Annotated in this window: 14 protein-coding genes; 2 read left to right on the top strand and 12 right to left on the bottom strand. The window is 28.8% G+C overall.

What is annotated here, in order from left to right:
* Nucleotides 1–10: 10 nt before the first annotated feature.
* The 9 genes from BLP75_RS15535 to BLP75_RS15575 all read right to left on the bottom strand — a co-directional run bounded on the left by BLP75_RS15535 (nucleotide 11) and on the right by BLP75_RS15575 (nucleotide 11,142).
* Nucleotides 11–949, bottom strand: a complete 939-nt coding sequence (locus BLP75_RS15535) for an NAD-dependent epimerase/dehydratase family protein (RefSeq protein ID WP_092727455.1) — start codon at nucleotides 947–949, stop codon at nucleotides 11–13.
* 111 nt (nucleotides 950–1,060) lie between these two features.
* The gene (locus tag BLP75_RS15540) at nucleotides 1,061–2,545 is read right to left on the bottom strand and encodes a phytoene desaturase family protein (protein WP_092727456.1); all 1,485 of its coding nucleotides are present in this window, start codon (nucleotides 2,543–2,545) and stop codon (nucleotides 1,061–1,063) included.
* A 150-nt stretch (nucleotides 2,546–2,695) separates the two neighbouring features.
* Nucleotides 2,696–3,103, bottom strand: a complete 408-nt coding sequence (locus tag BLP75_RS15545; RefSeq protein ID WP_092727457.1) for a hypothetical protein — start codon at nucleotides 3,101–3,103, stop codon at nucleotides 2,696–2,698.
* 129 nt (nucleotides 3,104–3,232) lie between these two features.
* On the bottom strand, nucleotides 3,233–4,768 hold the full coding sequence (locus BLP75_RS15550) for a YfcC family protein (protein WP_092727458.1): 1,536 nt from the start codon (nucleotides 4,766–4,768) through the stop codon (nucleotides 3,233–3,235).
* Between the two features lie 190 nt (nucleotides 4,769–4,958).
* Nucleotides 4,959–5,915, bottom strand: a complete 957-nt coding sequence (gene arcC / locus BLP75_RS15555) for a carbamate kinase (protein WP_330385830.1) — start codon at nucleotides 5,913–5,915, stop codon at nucleotides 4,959–4,961.
* A 201-nt stretch (nucleotides 5,916–6,116) separates the two neighbouring features.
* Entirely contained in the window at nucleotides 6,117–7,112 is a 996-nt protein-coding gene (gene argF, locus BLP75_RS15560) for an ornithine carbamoyltransferase (protein ID WP_092727460.1), read from the bottom strand.
* A gap of 183 nt (nucleotides 7,113–7,295) precedes the next feature.
* Nucleotides 7,296–8,555 carry an arginine deiminase gene (gene arcA / locus BLP75_RS15565; RefSeq protein WP_330385831.1) on the bottom strand — a complete coding sequence of 420 codons (1,260 nt, stop codon included), beginning with the start codon at nucleotides 8,553–8,555 and terminating at the stop codon, nucleotides 7,296–7,298.
* Between the two features lie 342 nt (nucleotides 8,556–8,897).
* Nucleotides 8,898–10,085 (bottom strand): MerR family transcriptional regulator, encoded by a 1,188-nt coding sequence (locus BLP75_RS15570; protein WP_092727461.1) that lies wholly within the window; start codon nucleotides 10,083–10,085, stop codon nucleotides 8,898–8,900.
* 406 nt (nucleotides 10,086–10,491) lie between these two features.
* On the bottom strand, nucleotides 10,492–11,142 hold the full coding sequence (locus tag BLP75_RS15575) for a YitT family protein (RefSeq protein ID WP_092727462.1): 651 nt from the start codon (nucleotides 11,140–11,142) through the stop codon (nucleotides 10,492–10,494).
* Between the two features lie 185 nt (nucleotides 11,143–11,327).
* Between BLP75_RS15575 and BLP75_RS15580 the strand changes: the two genes are divergently transcribed.
* Both BLP75_RS15580 and BLP75_RS15585 read left to right on the top strand, forming a co-directional pair.
* Nucleotides 11,328–12,536, top strand: coding sequence for a glycine C-acetyltransferase (locus tag BLP75_RS15580; RefSeq protein ID WP_092727463.1), 1,209 nt, complete (start codon nucleotides 11,328–11,330; stop codon nucleotides 12,534–12,536).
* A 30-nt stretch (nucleotides 12,537–12,566) separates the two neighbouring features.
* On the top strand, nucleotides 12,567–13,541 hold the full coding sequence (locus BLP75_RS15585) for an L-threonine 3-dehydrogenase (RefSeq protein WP_092727464.1): 975 nt from the start codon (nucleotides 12,567–12,569) through the stop codon (nucleotides 13,539–13,541).
* 62 nt (nucleotides 13,542–13,603) lie between these two features.
* Here BLP75_RS15585 and BLP75_RS15590 read toward each other — a convergent pair whose 3' ends face one another.
* The 3 genes from BLP75_RS15590 to BLP75_RS15600 all read right to left on the bottom strand — a co-directional run bounded on the left by BLP75_RS15590 (nucleotide 13,604) and on the right by BLP75_RS15600 (nucleotide 16,548).
* Nucleotides 13,604–13,948, bottom strand: coding sequence for a zinc ribbon domain-containing protein YjdM (locus BLP75_RS15590; RefSeq protein ID WP_092727465.1), 345 nt, complete (start codon nucleotides 13,946–13,948; stop codon nucleotides 13,604–13,606).
* 203 nt (nucleotides 13,949–14,151) lie between these two features.
* Nucleotides 14,152–14,967 (bottom strand): C40 family peptidase, encoded by an 816-nt coding sequence (locus BLP75_RS15595; protein WP_092727466.1) that lies wholly within the window; start codon nucleotides 14,965–14,967, stop codon nucleotides 14,152–14,154.
* A 243-nt stretch (nucleotides 14,968–15,210) separates the two neighbouring features.
* On the bottom strand, nucleotides 15,211–16,548 hold the full coding sequence (locus BLP75_RS15600; RefSeq protein ID WP_092727467.1) for a Na+/H+ antiporter NhaC family protein: 1,338 nt from the start codon (nucleotides 16,546–16,548) through the stop codon (nucleotides 15,211–15,213).
* Nucleotides 16,549–16,639: the final 91 nt, after the last annotated feature.

Here is a 16,639-nt window from a genome sequence, read left to right on the forward strand (position 1 = left end):
ACTATTTATTTTAACTAATTTTTATAATATCATCTACCTTACTCATTTTTTTATCTTGTAATTTTGGTTTCGTTGATAAATACCATTTATAAGTTTTTTTAAGTCCTTCTTTTAACAATACATTTGGTATATATAATCCATGCTCTATTAATTTATCTATATCTAAATTATAATCTATATTCCTAAATGGGAAATATTGTCTTTCCTCGAAATTAACATTGTTTATATCTACTAACTTTACTATTGGAGATTTTTTTACTACTTCTCCACATGTCTGTATCAGATCATTCCATGATATAAGTTGGGGGTTTGTTACATTGTAGGCTTCTCTTACTCTATCATTATGAGTTAAACTTTCTAAAACTTTTACTAAATCATCAATATATATAAATTGAGTACTGACATTCTTTCCATGTGGAACTGGTATCTTCTTTTCTTGTAAGATTCTTTCGAAAAAATAAATTTCTCTGTAAAGATTATTATTGGGTCCGTAAATATATGTAGGTCTAATAATTATATATGGTATATCACTGTTAATTATATAATCTTCTGCTTCTTTTTTATCAAGACCATATTTTCCCCAATTTTTATTTTCTCCCTTTTCATTGTCTTCTCTAGCTTGTTTACTACTATCTTTATATACAGCACCAGATGATAAAACTACATATTTTTTAAGATTTTTTAAATTTATACATCGTATCAAATTTTTTATATCATCCTTTGAATATGCAGTCATATCATATATATATTCATAAGATTTTTTGCTTAATATTTTCTTTAGATGAGATATATCATCTCTATCGCAAAGAAAATGTTTTCCTAAGCCTTTTAATTTTACTTCCTTTTTTCCTTTTGTAAGTATATCTACTTTATATCCACATTTTATTAAATATTCGGCTAACGCAGAACCTATGAAGTCATTTCCACCCATAACTAAAATTGATTTCATATATAAATTTCCCCTTTCTAAAATAGCCTCCGATACAATATTAGCACATTTTCAAACTATATACATTACTTATTTCAGCATAAAAAATTATCATAAATTAATATAATTTTTTTATATTTTACATTTATATATATCATCTTGTATAAGTTTTGTTAAAATCTTAGTTCCCTCTATTATTACTGATACACCATTGCCAGGATGCGTAGATGAACCTATAAAATACAATCCTTTAGTATCTTCATCTTTTAAATGAGGTCTAAAATAAGTTGTCTGATTTAATTTATGACTAATCCCAAATGCAGTCCCATTATAAGAGTTAAACTTATGCTTTAATTGTATTGGTGTTAAGTATGATTCATATAATATATTTTCTTTTAAATCTTCTAAGCCATTTATTTTTTCTATTTCTTTTAGTATCATATTTCTAAATTTATTTATGTTCTTCTTGTCCCATTTTACTTTTTTATATTGTAAATTTGGAACTCTAACCATAATATTTAATATACTTTCAAATTTCCCTGATATAGAGTCATCTATTTTACTCGGATAATATAAATATAATGATGGATGTTCTGGCATTTCTCCTTTAAAAGGCATTTGTATATTTTCTTTAAATTCTTCACCTATATATATATTGTGTACTTGTAGATTATTATACTTTTTGTTTAATCCTAAATACATTATAAATACAGAGCATGAATAATCTTCTTTATTTACTTTAAGACACTTTTTCTTATTATTTAAAAGATGATTAATAGCATAAGGATAATCTGCATTGCAAACAACTATATCGGATTTAAAATCACCTTTTTCACTTATTACTCCTTTAACTTTATTGTTGATTATCATTATTTTCTCAACAGTAGTATTAGTTTGTATATTACCACCTAAATCATAAATTAATTTTTCAAGAGCTTCTATATATTTATAAAATCCTCCTTTTATATACCACAAACCATAAACATGAGATATTGCAGGTATTAATGAATATATATTTGAATTTTTATAAGGATTTACTCCTATATACATAGATTGAAATATCATGTAATTTATTATTTGCTCATTTCTAATTACACTATTTAAATATTTACTATTGCTTTTAAATGGAGATATACTCATAAATTCTTTAATAAGTTTTTTATTAGATACTTCTGTTGCATCAATCATAGGTTCGTTTAGAAAATATTTTTTACTAACTAAATATTTTTCTAAAGATTTAGTTAAAAAGTTTAAATATCGTATAGGTAGTTTATATTCTATACCCTCTAAAGTTTTTACCATTTTACCTAAATCACTATAAAAGTTATATTTTTCTCCACTAGCATAATTAACACCATATATAGGATCTATTTTTAGTAATTCAAAATAATCTCTATAATCTTTACCAGCATATTCAAAAATTTCTGTATAAATTTGAGGTGTCATCAATATAGATGCAGTTAAATCAAATCTTGCTCCATTTTTAAATTTAGCATTTACTTTTCCACCTATTCTAGGCTCTTTTTCCAGCACTGTAACTTCATATCCTTGTTTTAACAATCTAACAGCAGTACAAAGACCTCCAATTCCGCCACCTACTACAATTACTTTTCTCATAGTATAACACTCCCTTAAAACTAACGTTATTAATGTTAGTATTCCTAGTAACTCTATTATTATTTGAACTATTTTTTCAAAATAATAGACCTACAAATGTCACTTAATGAGATTCTTTGAGGCCTTTATAAATACATATATATTTTTTTATTATATAGACACTATCTTGTCTATATTTATATTTATTTTCTTTTGTAACATATATAAAAGTACTGGTATATACATATAAGTTAAACATCCTTTTACATTAAATAATATTAATATTAATATACTCGATGAAACAATCGATGCTATAACAGATGTTTTATTACTTCTATTAAATACTTTCATCATAATTCCAAACATTAAACCAAATATACATACCATTAGAGAAAATACTACAAAAATACTAAGTCCTTGTATTTGCTGCGGTATTTTTGGTATTGATGAATATCCAACAACAAAAACATATGTTAATACTCCAAATATAATATAGGTTTTGCCCATAGATTTCTTTTTAAATAAAAGTAATACTGTAAACGCAAAATAAAAACAACTTAAGAAACTGACTAATCCCATATGACTCACCTATCCTTACTATAAATCTTTATCATTGAATTTATTTTTATAAAAACAAAACCACAAAGCTATTTTTAAGCCTTATGGTTTTGTTTTATAAATATTTTACAAGGTATATTTATTTTAAAATTATAACACCATAGACCCAGCAGCTAATATAATTATAGTTGCTACGAATATTAAAGCTAATAATTTAGTTACAAACTTAACCCATGTAGCATAGTCTATTTTTGCAATTGCAAGACCTCCCATAACAACTCCTGACGTTGGAGTTACTAAGTTTACTATACCACTACCTGCACAGAATGCAGAAACTATTATTTCTGGTGCAATATTTAACTTTTGAGCTAGTGGTGCAAATATTGGCATAGAAACTGATGCTAATCCTGAAGTAGATGGTATTAAGAATGATAATGCTATGTATATAAGATAAGCCATATTAGCAAATAACATACCAGATACTCCACTTAATACTCCAGATGCTTTGTCTAGTATGTATAAGTCAAGACCAGAGTTTGCCATCATGAAAGATACCCCTCTTGATATACCAACAACTAAAGCAACACCAACCATATCAGCACATCCATTTATAAATGAACCAACTATATCTTCTTCAGACATTCTGTAAACTATACCTATTAAAACAGACATTAAGAAGAACCATATTGTTAATTCAGGGAACCACCATCCTCCTAATGGAGAACCATTGAACCATGCTGTAGTATTTTCAAATATAGTTACTCCGAAATTACTCCATGGTATAACACTCATTATCATAACTGCAAAAGATAATGCAAATAATACTAAAACAAATTTTCTTTTTCCATCTAGCTCTAATATTTCTTCTGAATCATTACTAAATGCATCATGAGCTGCATCTAATTCACCCTTAGATAATATTGTAGCATTTTTATCTGCATAAACTTTTTTAGCATACTTCATAACATATATTATTGAAATTATTAAAGGTATTAACCATAATGCAGCTCCTATTGCTATAGTAGTACCTTGATTTATTGTTACCCCAGCAGCTCCAGCAGCTGATACTGCAGCTCCTATTGCAAATGGGTTTACTGTTGATCCTAAACATCCTATACCACAACCAAGTAATAATGTAGCAGCCCCTACTAATGGGTCAAATCCTGCTGCCATCATAGTTGCAGTTATTAATGCGTAAAACGCTAAAGACTCTTCAGCCATACCATAAGATGTTCCACCTAAAGAGAATAAAAACATTAATACTGGTATAAGCATTAATTCTTTTCCTTTTAGTTTCTTAACAAGTGCTCCAACTCCTGCATCTAAAGCTCCTGTTTTTGTTACAACTCCTAGGAATCCACCTATTATAAGTACGAATAAAGCAACGTCTATTGCACCTTTAACTTGCCCTTCGTTCCATACACTCATGTATGAACCGTCTGCATCATTAATTGTTTTAAGAGCACCTTCTACTCCATTTTCATCCATAGACTTTTGAATTTCGGCATCTAAGGCTACATCTTTTACCCCAACCATACCTGTTACTGGCGCCATAACTAGATCTGAAAGTTGAGCTTTCTTAACACCAGGTACAACTTGAGTTATTAGTGCGATAGCTATCATTATTGCTAATAATACTGTATACGCAGATGGGAATTTAAACTTTTTCTTTTTGTCGTTTGACATTACATGTCTCCCCCTTTGGTTATAATTTGTCTATTATTTTTAAAGAGCCTCACTCTATTAAAAATCCCCGTTACTATGCAAAACATATTAAATTTTATATAATTCTTACTTTAATTTATAATACCATCTTATCTAAATAAAGGAAATATTATCCTGTCAGATAACATTTCCTTTATTATTTATTATTTTATTATGCGTTGCATATTTCATCTTCTTTGCATATTATAGTTCCTGTAGTTCCGTGTAAAGCTTCTTTAGCTTTTTCTAATGAAGTTATTAAAGCTTTTCCGTTAGATGAAGATTCTACGAAATCTACACAAGCTTCTACTTTAGGTAACATAGAACCTGGTGCAAAATGTCCTTCTTCTATATATTTAGCAGCTTGTTCTAAGTTTATAGATGCTAAAGCTTCTTGGTTTGGTTTGTTGAAGTTTATACAAACTCTATCTACTGCAGTTAATATTACTAACATTTCAGCATCAAGGTCTTTAGCTAATTTAGCACTTGATTTATCTTTGTCTATAACAGCAGCTACACCGTGTAATGATCCATCTTCTTTTTCTATTACTGGTATACCACCACCACCAACAGTGATTACTATACTTCCGTTGTCAACTAATTGCTTAACTGTTTCTAATTCAACTATTTTTTGTGGTTGTGGAGAAGCAACAACTCTTCTGTATCCTCTTCCAGCATCTTCTACAAATGTAAATCCTTTTTCAGCAGCTATTTTATCAGCTTCTTCTTTAGTGTAGAACATACCTACTGGCTTAGTTAAGTTTTTGAAAGCATCATCATTTTCATCAACTACAACTTGAGTTACTATAGATGCAACATTTTTATTTAATTTTCTAGCATTTAATTCATTTTTTATAGATTGTTGTAAGTGGTATCCTATATATCCTTGACTCATTGATCCACATTCAGCAAATGGCATACTTGGAGTATTTGCTCCATTATTAGCTGCAAAGTCCATTGCTAAGTTTATCATACCAACTTGAGGTCCATTTCCATGTCCAACTATTACGTTGTAACCTTCTTCTGATAAATCCACTATTGTTTTTGCTGTTTGCTTAACTAATTCTAATTGTTCTTCCGGATTGTTTCCTAGTGCATTTCCCCCTAAGGCGATAACTAATCTCTTCATAATATGTCTCCCTTACTATTAATTATATTTTAGATAAATATAACCCCCATCTATATTTTCCGATAACAAAATGGGGGTTACTTAATTTCTTATACAACTTTTACTATACTAAACCACCATCTCAATGTTTAACTAATCAATTTAATGAGCGTCTACACACCTGACAGTGGTAGTTTCCTTAACTTAATTTCCTACTAAAGATTATTGTCCTATAGTAGAAGCCATTATAGCTTTTATAGTATGCATTCTGTTTTCTGCTTCATCAAATACAACAGATTGTTTAGATTCAAATACTTCATCAGTAACTTCCATTTCAGTTATACCGAATTTTTCACCCATTTCTGCTCCTACCTTAGTTTTTAGGTCGTGGAATGCAGGTAAACAGTGCATGAATATAGCTTCTGGATTAGCATTATCCATAACAGCTTTGTTAACTTGGAATGGCATTAATTGCTTGATTCTAGCTTCCCAAACTTCAGCTGGTTCTCCCATAGATACCCAAACGTCAGTGTATATAACGTCAGCATTCTTAGTTCCTGCCATAACATCTTCAGTTAATGTTATAGTACATCCGTTTTCAGCAGCTATTTCTTTACAAGTAGCAACTAATTCATCAGCTGGGAATAATTCTTTTGGAGCACAAGCTGTGAAGTTTAATCCCATCTTAGCACAAGCAACCATTAAAGAGTTACCCATGTTATTTCTAGCATCTCCCATGTAAACAAAGTTTACACCTTTTAATCTTCCTAATTTTTCTTCTATAGTTAATAAGTCAGCTATCATTTGAGTTGGATGGAATTCATCTGTTAATCCGTTCCATACTGGTACTCCAGCATGTGCAGCTAATTCTTCAACTATTTCTTGAGAGAATCCTCTGTATTCTATACCATCATACATTCTTCCTAAAACTCTAGCAGTATCTGCTATAGATTCTTTTTTACCCATTTGAGAACCAGTTGGTCCTAGGTAAGTAACACCCATTCCTAAGTCCATAGCTCCAACTTCGAATGAACATCTAGTTCTAGTTGAATCTTTTTCGAATAATATAACAACGTTTTTACCTTCTAAAGTTCTGTTTACTACACCAGCTCTTTTTAGGTCTTTTAAGTTTTTAGATAAATCTAATAAGTATCTTATCTCTGCACTTGAAAAGTCTAATAATTTTAAAAATGAACGTCCTCTTAAATTAACTGCCATTGTAAAAACCCTCCTAATAAGTTATAATGAAAATATATTTTAAAATTTTAAAAGTTTACTATTTTTGGCTTCTTTAAAGGCTCTAGTTTCGAACCTTTAAAGAAGTTTTTTTTATCTATATATATATGTTTTATAAGGCGTTATTAAATATTAACTATTTATTAATTAAATTTAATCTGTTTCTTATACTTCTCTAACTAGAGGCATTGACATACATCTTGGGCCCCCACGTCCTCTTGATAATTCACTTGATGGTATTACATGTATTTTTATACCATTTTCTTCTAATAATCTGTTAGTGATGTAGTTTCTAGAGTAAACAACAACTTCACCTGGTTTTATACATAATGTATTTGAACCATCATTCCATTGCTCTCTATCTGCTATAACTTTATCTCCTCCACCACATTGGATTAATGTAACTTTTTCAACTCCAAGGTGTTTAGCTAATACAGTTTCTAATTCAGCATTAACTTCTACTATGTTTAATTCTCCTTCTACATCACCTTTAGTTATTTCGAATACTTGTAAAGGACCTTGTATTCCTGGATGTATAGTGAATTTATCAACATCTATTTGAGTGAACACTGTATCTAAGTGCATCATTGCTCTATTGTTTGGTATGTTGAATGCTAATATAGTTTCTATTTCTTTGTTGTTGCTCTTATAGAATATTTGCTTAGCTATATGTTCTATAGCAGGAGCTTCTGTTCTTTGAGATATACCTATAGCTAAAGCTTTTTCAGTAAGGTTTAATATATCTCCACCTTCTATATGATATTCAAAGTTTCTATCGTAGAATCTTTCAACTTCACCTTTGAAATCTTTGTGATACTTGAATATATAGTCAGCATATATAGTTTCTCTGTTTCTTGTTACAGAGTACATTTTATTTAAACTTACACCTTCTCCTATACTTGCAAATGGATCTCTTGTGAAGTATAAGTTTGGCATTGGATCAGCAACGAATGGATAATCATCTTGTGCTAAGTCAGATAAACTTTTCTTACCTAAAGCAGGTAATTCGTTTTTGTTTATACCAGCCATAGTTTTTCTTATTAATTCATCGTTGTTATCTATTCTTTTTAAGAATTCATAAACATTTTTATGAAGTTCTGGGCTTGTTATTCCAGCTTCTTCTATAAATTGGTTTAAGAATTGTTCCTTTATTTCTTCATCAGCTATAACTTCAGCTGCTAATTCATGTAAGTAAACAACTTCAACCCCATTTTCTCTTAGAACCTCAGCAAATGCATCATGCTCTTGTTGAGCTACTTCTAAAAATGGAATATCATCAAATAATAATCTTTCAAGATACTCAGGTGTTAAGTTTTCTATTTCAGCACCTGGTCTATGAAGTAGAACTTTTTTAAGTGGCTTTATTTCACTTGTAACTTTTATTCCCATAGTTATTCCCTCTCCATCTGTTGAATTTTTTGTCATTTTAACTCGTTAACTGTCTTTTGCTGTGTTAACTTGTTGACAATTTAATCTTATACCATTTTTTTCTAAAAATCAATATATTTTTTTAAAAATTTATTTTTTATTATTTGAAAAAAACGTTTTTCTAAAAATTAAATAAAAAAGACTATATTTTTAAAAAAGTATATAACTATACCTTTTTATGGTTTTTTTCATAAAAAACCACGCTTTATTGTTTATTATTTAACATTGTAAACGTTATCATAAGACTTTTCTAGCTTATGATTTTTAATTTTCAAACATAAATTATAAATTTATTAAAAGCTTCATTAAATATTTCTTATAACATGACTTAAGTTTAAGTTACCTTTTTATACTTTCAAATAAACCTTGGCTATTTGTTATATGAAATTCACCATTTTGTTGTATATTTTTATCAATATACACTTCAAACTCTTTTTTCTTATTTTCAATTACTTCTAAAATATTACCTGGTATTGAATAAATATATTCTAGGATACCTTTAGTATCATTAACTATTAACTTATCTTCATATAGATACTGTTGTACATCACTAAAATATTTATTTAGAATACTTTCTCCATTGCTTAAACCAAATTTTGTAGAAAGTCTTTCTTCTGAAATTTTTATATTATTATTAAATCCTAGCATTAATTCTTCAAGTTCTTTCATATGATTACCATCTATTGTAGAACAGTAAAAACGTCCTCCTGGTTTAAGTACCCTATGAATTTCTTTAAGAACTACATCTAAGTCTTTCATATAAAACAATATATGATTCGCTATGACTATATCAAAGCTCTCATCTTTAAATGGAATGTCGTTTGGGTCTGCTATTTGAAAATTGAACCTATCGTGATATCCTTTTAGACTAGTCTTTGCATCACTAATCATATCTTCACAAACATCAGTTAAGGTTACATTTGTTTTTTCATTTAAATTCTCTATATTTTTGGCCCATAAAGCGCCATTCCCACACCCTATCTCTAAAACTTTACTTCTCTTTTTAAGATTTATATTCTTGAAAACCCAGTTATACCAACCATGTTTATTAGAACTAAATCTATCTTGTAATTTAACACTGGCATTTAAGTTGGAAGAATCTATATATTGTTGTAATAGTTCTTTCTCACTTTCTAGTATCTCTATTATATCTACTGTTTTATCCCAGTTTAAATCATTCTCATTTTGCATACTTATTTCTGCTGTTTCTATGGCACTTAGCACTATTTTCATATGGTTAATTTTGTTTTTAATGATATTTTTCTGTAATCTAAGTGAATTCATCATATCATCTTTTTCAAAATTTAACTCTGTGCTCATAACTTCGTCTAATGATAGCCCCAGATATTTTAAAGCTAATATTTTTTTTAACTTTACAAAATCCTTATCTGAGTATAGCCTATGTCCTGAATCATTATGATGAGATGGCTTTAAGATTCCTTTAGTGTCATAGTATCTAATAGTTCTTATTGTCACCCCTGCCATTTTGGCAAACTCACCTGTTGTATATAAGCGTTTTTCTTTCATTTTATCTCCCCCAAGTTATTGCCTAATTTAATTCTATAAGGTTACGTTACGTAATAGGCAATATATAAATTCTTTAATTTTTAAATTTTTTAAAAATTTATGTTTCGTTCAAATACGTCATATTTTTACCTTTATTTTTTAAGAATTTTTTATTATTAAATTATTTTTTTATGTATTTTTAACAATGCAAAATTTCCAATAATTCTCAACTATTCTCTTTTTTTCATCTTTTTGTGCAAATTTTGTACTTTTTCTCCCCTTTTTCTATATACAAAATTTGATTTTTCTATACAAACTAAAGAAATTTTACATATTTCACTTTATATATTCTAATTATACCATTAAAAATAGTTACAAAAAAAGATACTACTAATTAAAAATTAGTAATATCTTTTTATAACCAAATTTATTGAGCATTTTGAAGTTTTAATTCTTCTTGTTTACTATCTCTTCTTTTTTCTATTTTAGCTATTATTGAATCTATTAATAATCCATTAATTACAACTGCCATTAATGAATAAAGTCCTTTATCTAATCCAAAAGTTAATCCTCCACATACAACAACAAACAGATCAACTAATAATAAGCATTTACCTATGTTAACTGTAGAATATTTATTTATTATCTTAGCTAATATATCCGTTCCACCTGTTGAAGCATTTATAGCAAATGTAATTGCTAAACCTGTTCCACATATAAGAGTTCCAAGTACTACTGCTAATATCATATTCTCTGTTATAGCATAAGTATGTAATACTTTTTCCATAAAATCCATAACTGCAGACATCATAAAACTTGCATATATAGTCTTAAATCCAAAATCCCCACCTACTAATATAAATGATATAGTAAATAAAATTATATTTCCTATAAGTATTATAGTTCCTACCGATAAACTAGGTATATAGTGACTTATTACTAATGCCATTCCACTTAATCCTCCACCAGCAATTTGGTTTGGAGCATAAAAATACTGCACACCAAAAGAAACTATGATAACACCTATAGTTATTATAAGATACTCTTTTATCAACTTTATTAAATTGTTTTCTGTCATTTTTTCATTCCTCTTCTTGTTTTTTATTTATTAATTTTAGAATTATTTATTAGCCTAAAACATACATATATATCATAATAATACTATTTTAAATATATTTAATCAATAAAATAGTTACCATTTCTTACATTTCATAAAATTAATTTTATATGAATTAAACATTCTTTATACAAGGAGGAATCTGTATGAAATCTAGTATTCCAAAGAAAGATAGCTCTTTAAATAGGTTCTTGACAGATAATTTAAATGAGCTAAAATCAAAAGGCCTTTATAATCAAATTAATTCACTTCAAAGTCCCAACGGTCCAATAATAACCATCAATAATAAAAATCTTATAAATTTATCTTCTAATAATTACCTTGGCTTAGCTACAAATGAAAATTTAAAATTAGCTGAAATAAATGCAATAAATAAATATGGCGTAGGCGCTGGCGCTGTAAGAACCATAAATGGAACTTTAGATATCCATGATTTATTAGAAACTACTATTGCTAAATTTAAAGGTACTGAAGCCGCTATTGCATTTCAATCAGGATTTAATTGTAATATGGGAGCAATTTCTGCTGTTATGGATAAAAATGATGCTATATTGTCCGATGAACTTAATCATGCGTCTATAATTGACGGGTGTAGGTTATCTGGTGCAAAAATAATAAGATATAAACATTCTGATATGAATGACTTAAGAAATCAAGCTAAAATCGCTAAAGATAGCGGAAAATATGTTAAGTTAATGGTTATTACGGATGGTGTATTTTCTATGGATGGTGATATTGCTAAACTTCCAGAAATTGTTGAAATTGCTAATGAATTTGATTTAATAACGTATGTTGATGATGCTCATGGATCTGGCGTAATGGGAAATGGAGCTGGAACCTGTAAACATTTCGGATTATCTGACAAAATAGACTTTCAGATAGGCACCTTATCAAAGGCTATAGGAGTAGTTGGCGGATATGTAGCTGGCTCTAAAGATTTAATAGATTGGCTAAAAGTCAGAGGAAGACCATTCTTATTTTCAACATCTTTAACTCCAGGATCTGCTGCTGCTTGTGTAGAATCTATTAATATATTAATGGAAAGCAGCTATCTAGTTAATAAAGTATGGGAAAACGGCAACTATTTAAAAAAAGGTTTAAAATCTTTAGGATTTAATATAGGTAAAAGCGAAACACCTATCACCCCTTGTATAATAGGCGATGAATCTAAAACTCAACTATTCAGTAAAAGGCTTCTTGAAGAAGGAGTTTATGCCAAATCAATTGTATTTCCAACTGTTCCAAAAGGGACTGGAAGAGTTAGAAATATGCCTACCTCAGCTCACACCAAAGAAATGCTAGATCAAGCATTATCTATCTACGAAAAAGTTGGAAAAGAATTGAATATAATATAAATTCATCTAAATTTAGGAGGGGCTAGTTTTATGAAAAAAGTTCTTATTACAGGTGCGTTAGGTCAAATAGGTTCAGAATTAACTTCTAAACTTCGAATTGAATACGGAAAAGATAATGTTATAGCTACAGATATACGTATGATAGAAAATAGCGAAATAGTATCTAATGGTGTATTTGAACAGTTAAATGTTATGGATGCTGAAACACTATCAAGACTAGCTAAAAAACATAACGTTGATACAATAGTTCATTTAGCTTCATTACTCTCTGCTGTAGGCGAACAACAGCCTCAATACACATGGAAACTTAATATGAGTGGCTTAACTAATGTATTAGAAATTTGTAGAGAACAAAATTTAAAATTATTTACTCCTAGCTCTATAGCAGCATTTGGTTATAATTCTCCTAAAAATTTAACACCTCAAGATACTATACAGAGACCTGGAACTATGTATGGTATAACTAAAGTTTCTGGAGAACTTTTGTGTGATTATTATTATAAAAAATTTGGTGTTGATACTAGAGGTGTAAGATTTCCTGGACTAATTTCATATGTAACACCTCCTGGAGGCGGGACTACTGATTATGCTGTTGATATATACTATGAAGCATTAAAAAATAAAAAATATAACTCATTTATCGCTAAAGGCACACAAATGGATATGATGTATATGCCTGATGCTCTACAAGCTATAGTAGACTTAATTGAAGCTGATGGTTCAAAATTAATTCATAGAAATGCATTTAACATAACAGCTATGAACTTTGACCCTGAAGAAATATCCTCTGAAATAAAAAAACATATACCTGATTTTAAATTTGGCTACGATGTAGATCCAATTCGTCAATCTATTGCTGAATCTTGGCCTAATTCAATAGATCCTACTTGCGCTATTGAAGAATGGGGATTTAACTTTAAATATGATTTAAGCAAAATGACTGTAGATATGTTAAACAAACTTAGCTCTAAAGGAATAGGAGATACTAAATTAAATTTAAAATAATTTAAATAAAAAAAGCAGTATATAAATATACTGCTTTTTAATATAATAAAATTATTATCTTACTATGCTTTTTTTACAACGCTAGATTTTAATTTCATTGCTCCGAATCCATCTATTTTACATTCTATATCATGTCCATCAGCAGCATCAGGAACTAAACGTATACTCTTAACTTTTGTTCCTATCTTTATAGATGATGAACTCCCTTTTACTTTAAGGTCTTTTACTACTGTTACAGCATCTCCATCATTTAATACATTTCCGTTTACATCTTTTATAACAGTTGATTCTTCTTCATTTCCACCTTCTAAAGTCCACTCATGTGAGCATTCTGGACAAACTAAAAGTGTTCCATCTTCATAAGTATATTCCGAGTTACATTTTGGACAATTTGGTAAATTTTCCATAATTTTTCACTTCCTTTATTTTTAATATTGTTGTTATTTAAAATATTTTCAGTATTATATAATACCATATTATCTACTTATTTACAAATTTAGACCTTTTTGTATAAATTAGCAACCAAAATATTATTTTTTAAATTCTAATTATAATTTATTATAACCAAAAAGTACTGGATTATATTATATCTGAAAATTTACATATTAAATTAAGGTCTTCTAGCACCTCTATAGGCTTTTTGATAATATGAAGAAGATAATTTAGATTTTTTCACACCATCTTTAGGATTTGATGCATGTATAAACTCATCATTTCCTATATACATACCAACATGACTTACTCTACCTTTATTCATAGTATCAAAGAATACTAAATCGCCAGGTTGAAGATTTTTTTTATCAACTGCCTGTCCAAATTTACTCTGATCATACGACACTCTTGGTATATCTTTTCCTAACGCATTTTTATATACATATCTAACTAAGCCGGAACAATCAAATGAATTTGGTCCATTGGCTCCCCATACATAAGGCTTACCTATCTGATCTTCTAATAATTTCATTGCCTTATCCATTTTACTAGACGTTACTGATGAATTATTTACATTAGTTACTGTATTTGCATTGTTAATAGTATTTCCATTACTCGATGTATTTGTATTATTAGTAGTGTTATTATTAGTAGTGTTATTATTTGGATTATTAATAACGCCACTATTTGCATTATCAGTAGTATTTCCTACATTATTAGTATTTCCTTGAGATGCATCTACCTTTACACTATTTAAAACACTTATCATTGTAGTTAGCATTAATAATTGACTTAAATCATTATTACCTCCACCACCACACGAACAGCTACTATTACTACTTCCGCCCATTAAATTATTTAAACTACTTTGTAGCATTCTATCAAAAGAAGCTGCATTTGAATCACCATAACTCGAGTTACTTGTATTCCTTGAATTAGTACGATTTATATTACTTAAAAGACTATTTGCTACAATCTGACTAACATCACTCATTTTGTTAACTCCCCTTTTATTATTTTGGTTACTATATGTACTCTATATTTAATCTAGTATAAAAATTTCTCTATTAATTATAATCGGATACCAAGCTTCATTCTTTAATATTATTAATTTTATAAATTATTGCCTATTTATTGTAACAAAATAAATAGTGACATATACTTCATAAAAACAAAATAGGCTACCATTTAGGTAACCTATTTCTATAAAATCTAATCAATTTTTTATATATTAAATTTAGCTTATTTTACTTTCTTCTTTCACATTACCTTTTTTCTTCTTTAATGCTGAAAAATCAAAAGTAATTGAGATTATTGCAAATATAAGTAAGAATATTGGATAGTGTAAGTATTTTATTATTCCTACAGAAGAAACTCCTGCTATACCTACAGCTGTTAATATTTGTGCCCCATAAGGAATCATTCCTTGCCAGCATGAAGCGAACATATCTAGCATACTAGCTATTTTTCTAGGGTCTAAGTTATATTTTTCTCCAATGTCTTTAGCTAATGGTCCTGCAGTTATTATAGTTATTGTATTATTAGCTGTACATAAATCTATTATACTTGCTAATAAAGCTATACCAAACTTTGCACCTGTTTGACTCTTTATTTTACTTGTTATAAAGTTTAATATAAAGTCTATACCGCCATTGTGTTTTATTAATCCTATAACTCCTCCAACTACTAGAACTAATATACATAACTCTTGCATACCTGCCATACCTTCAGACATAGCACCTATAAATTGCCATATATCCATAGAGTTTGTAAATATACCTATTGCTCCTGCAAATATAATACCACCTGCAAGAAGAACAAAAACGTTTGCCCCTGCAAGAGCACCAACTAATACTGCTACATAAGGTACTACTTTTATTATTTCATAAGAACCTGCATCAGCTGAAGCTGCTGTACCTGCTGTCATAACAGATATTATTATAAAACTTATTACTGCTGCTGGTAATACAACAAAGAAGTTCATCTTTACTTTATCTTTCATTTGACATCCTTGAGTACTTGCCGCTGCTATTGTTGTATCAGATATCATAGATAAGTTATCTCCAACCATAGCACCTCCAACTACTAAAGCAACTAGTAATTCTAATTCTATACCTGTTTTTTGAGAAACACCTATAGCTATCGGAGTTAAAGCTGAAATTGTTCCAACTGAAGTCCCCATAGATGTTGATATAAAACAAACTACTAAAAATAAACCTGGTACAAGTAAACTTGGTGGTAAAACTGCTAAGCTTAAATTTACTGTTGAGTCAACTGCACCCATTGCTTTAGCAACACTACCAAATGCACCTGCTAATAAGAATATTACAAGCATTATTACTATATTACTATCTCCAGCACCTTTACAGAATATTTCCATCTTTTTATCAAGAGATTCCTTTGGATTTATCATAAACGCTACTGCTGCAGCTATTACGAATGCTGTTAATGCTGGCATTTTATAAAAGTCACCTGTTATAAGTCCGCTTCCTAAGAATAAAACTAAAAAGACACCTATAGGAAGTAACGCTACTGCACTACCTTTTTTCACTTCATTTTGAGTTGTATTTTGCATATGTTTAATCCCCTTTTTATGCTTAATTTAAGGTATAACTAACAGAGAAGGTATGATATATCTTCTCTGTCAGTATTAATTGTATTAATTA

The organism is Romboutsia lituseburensis DSM 797, from assembly GCF_900103615.1.
Taxonomy (GTDB): domain Bacteria; phylum Bacillota; class Clostridia; order Peptostreptococcales; family Peptostreptococcaceae; genus Romboutsia_F; species Romboutsia_F lituseburensis.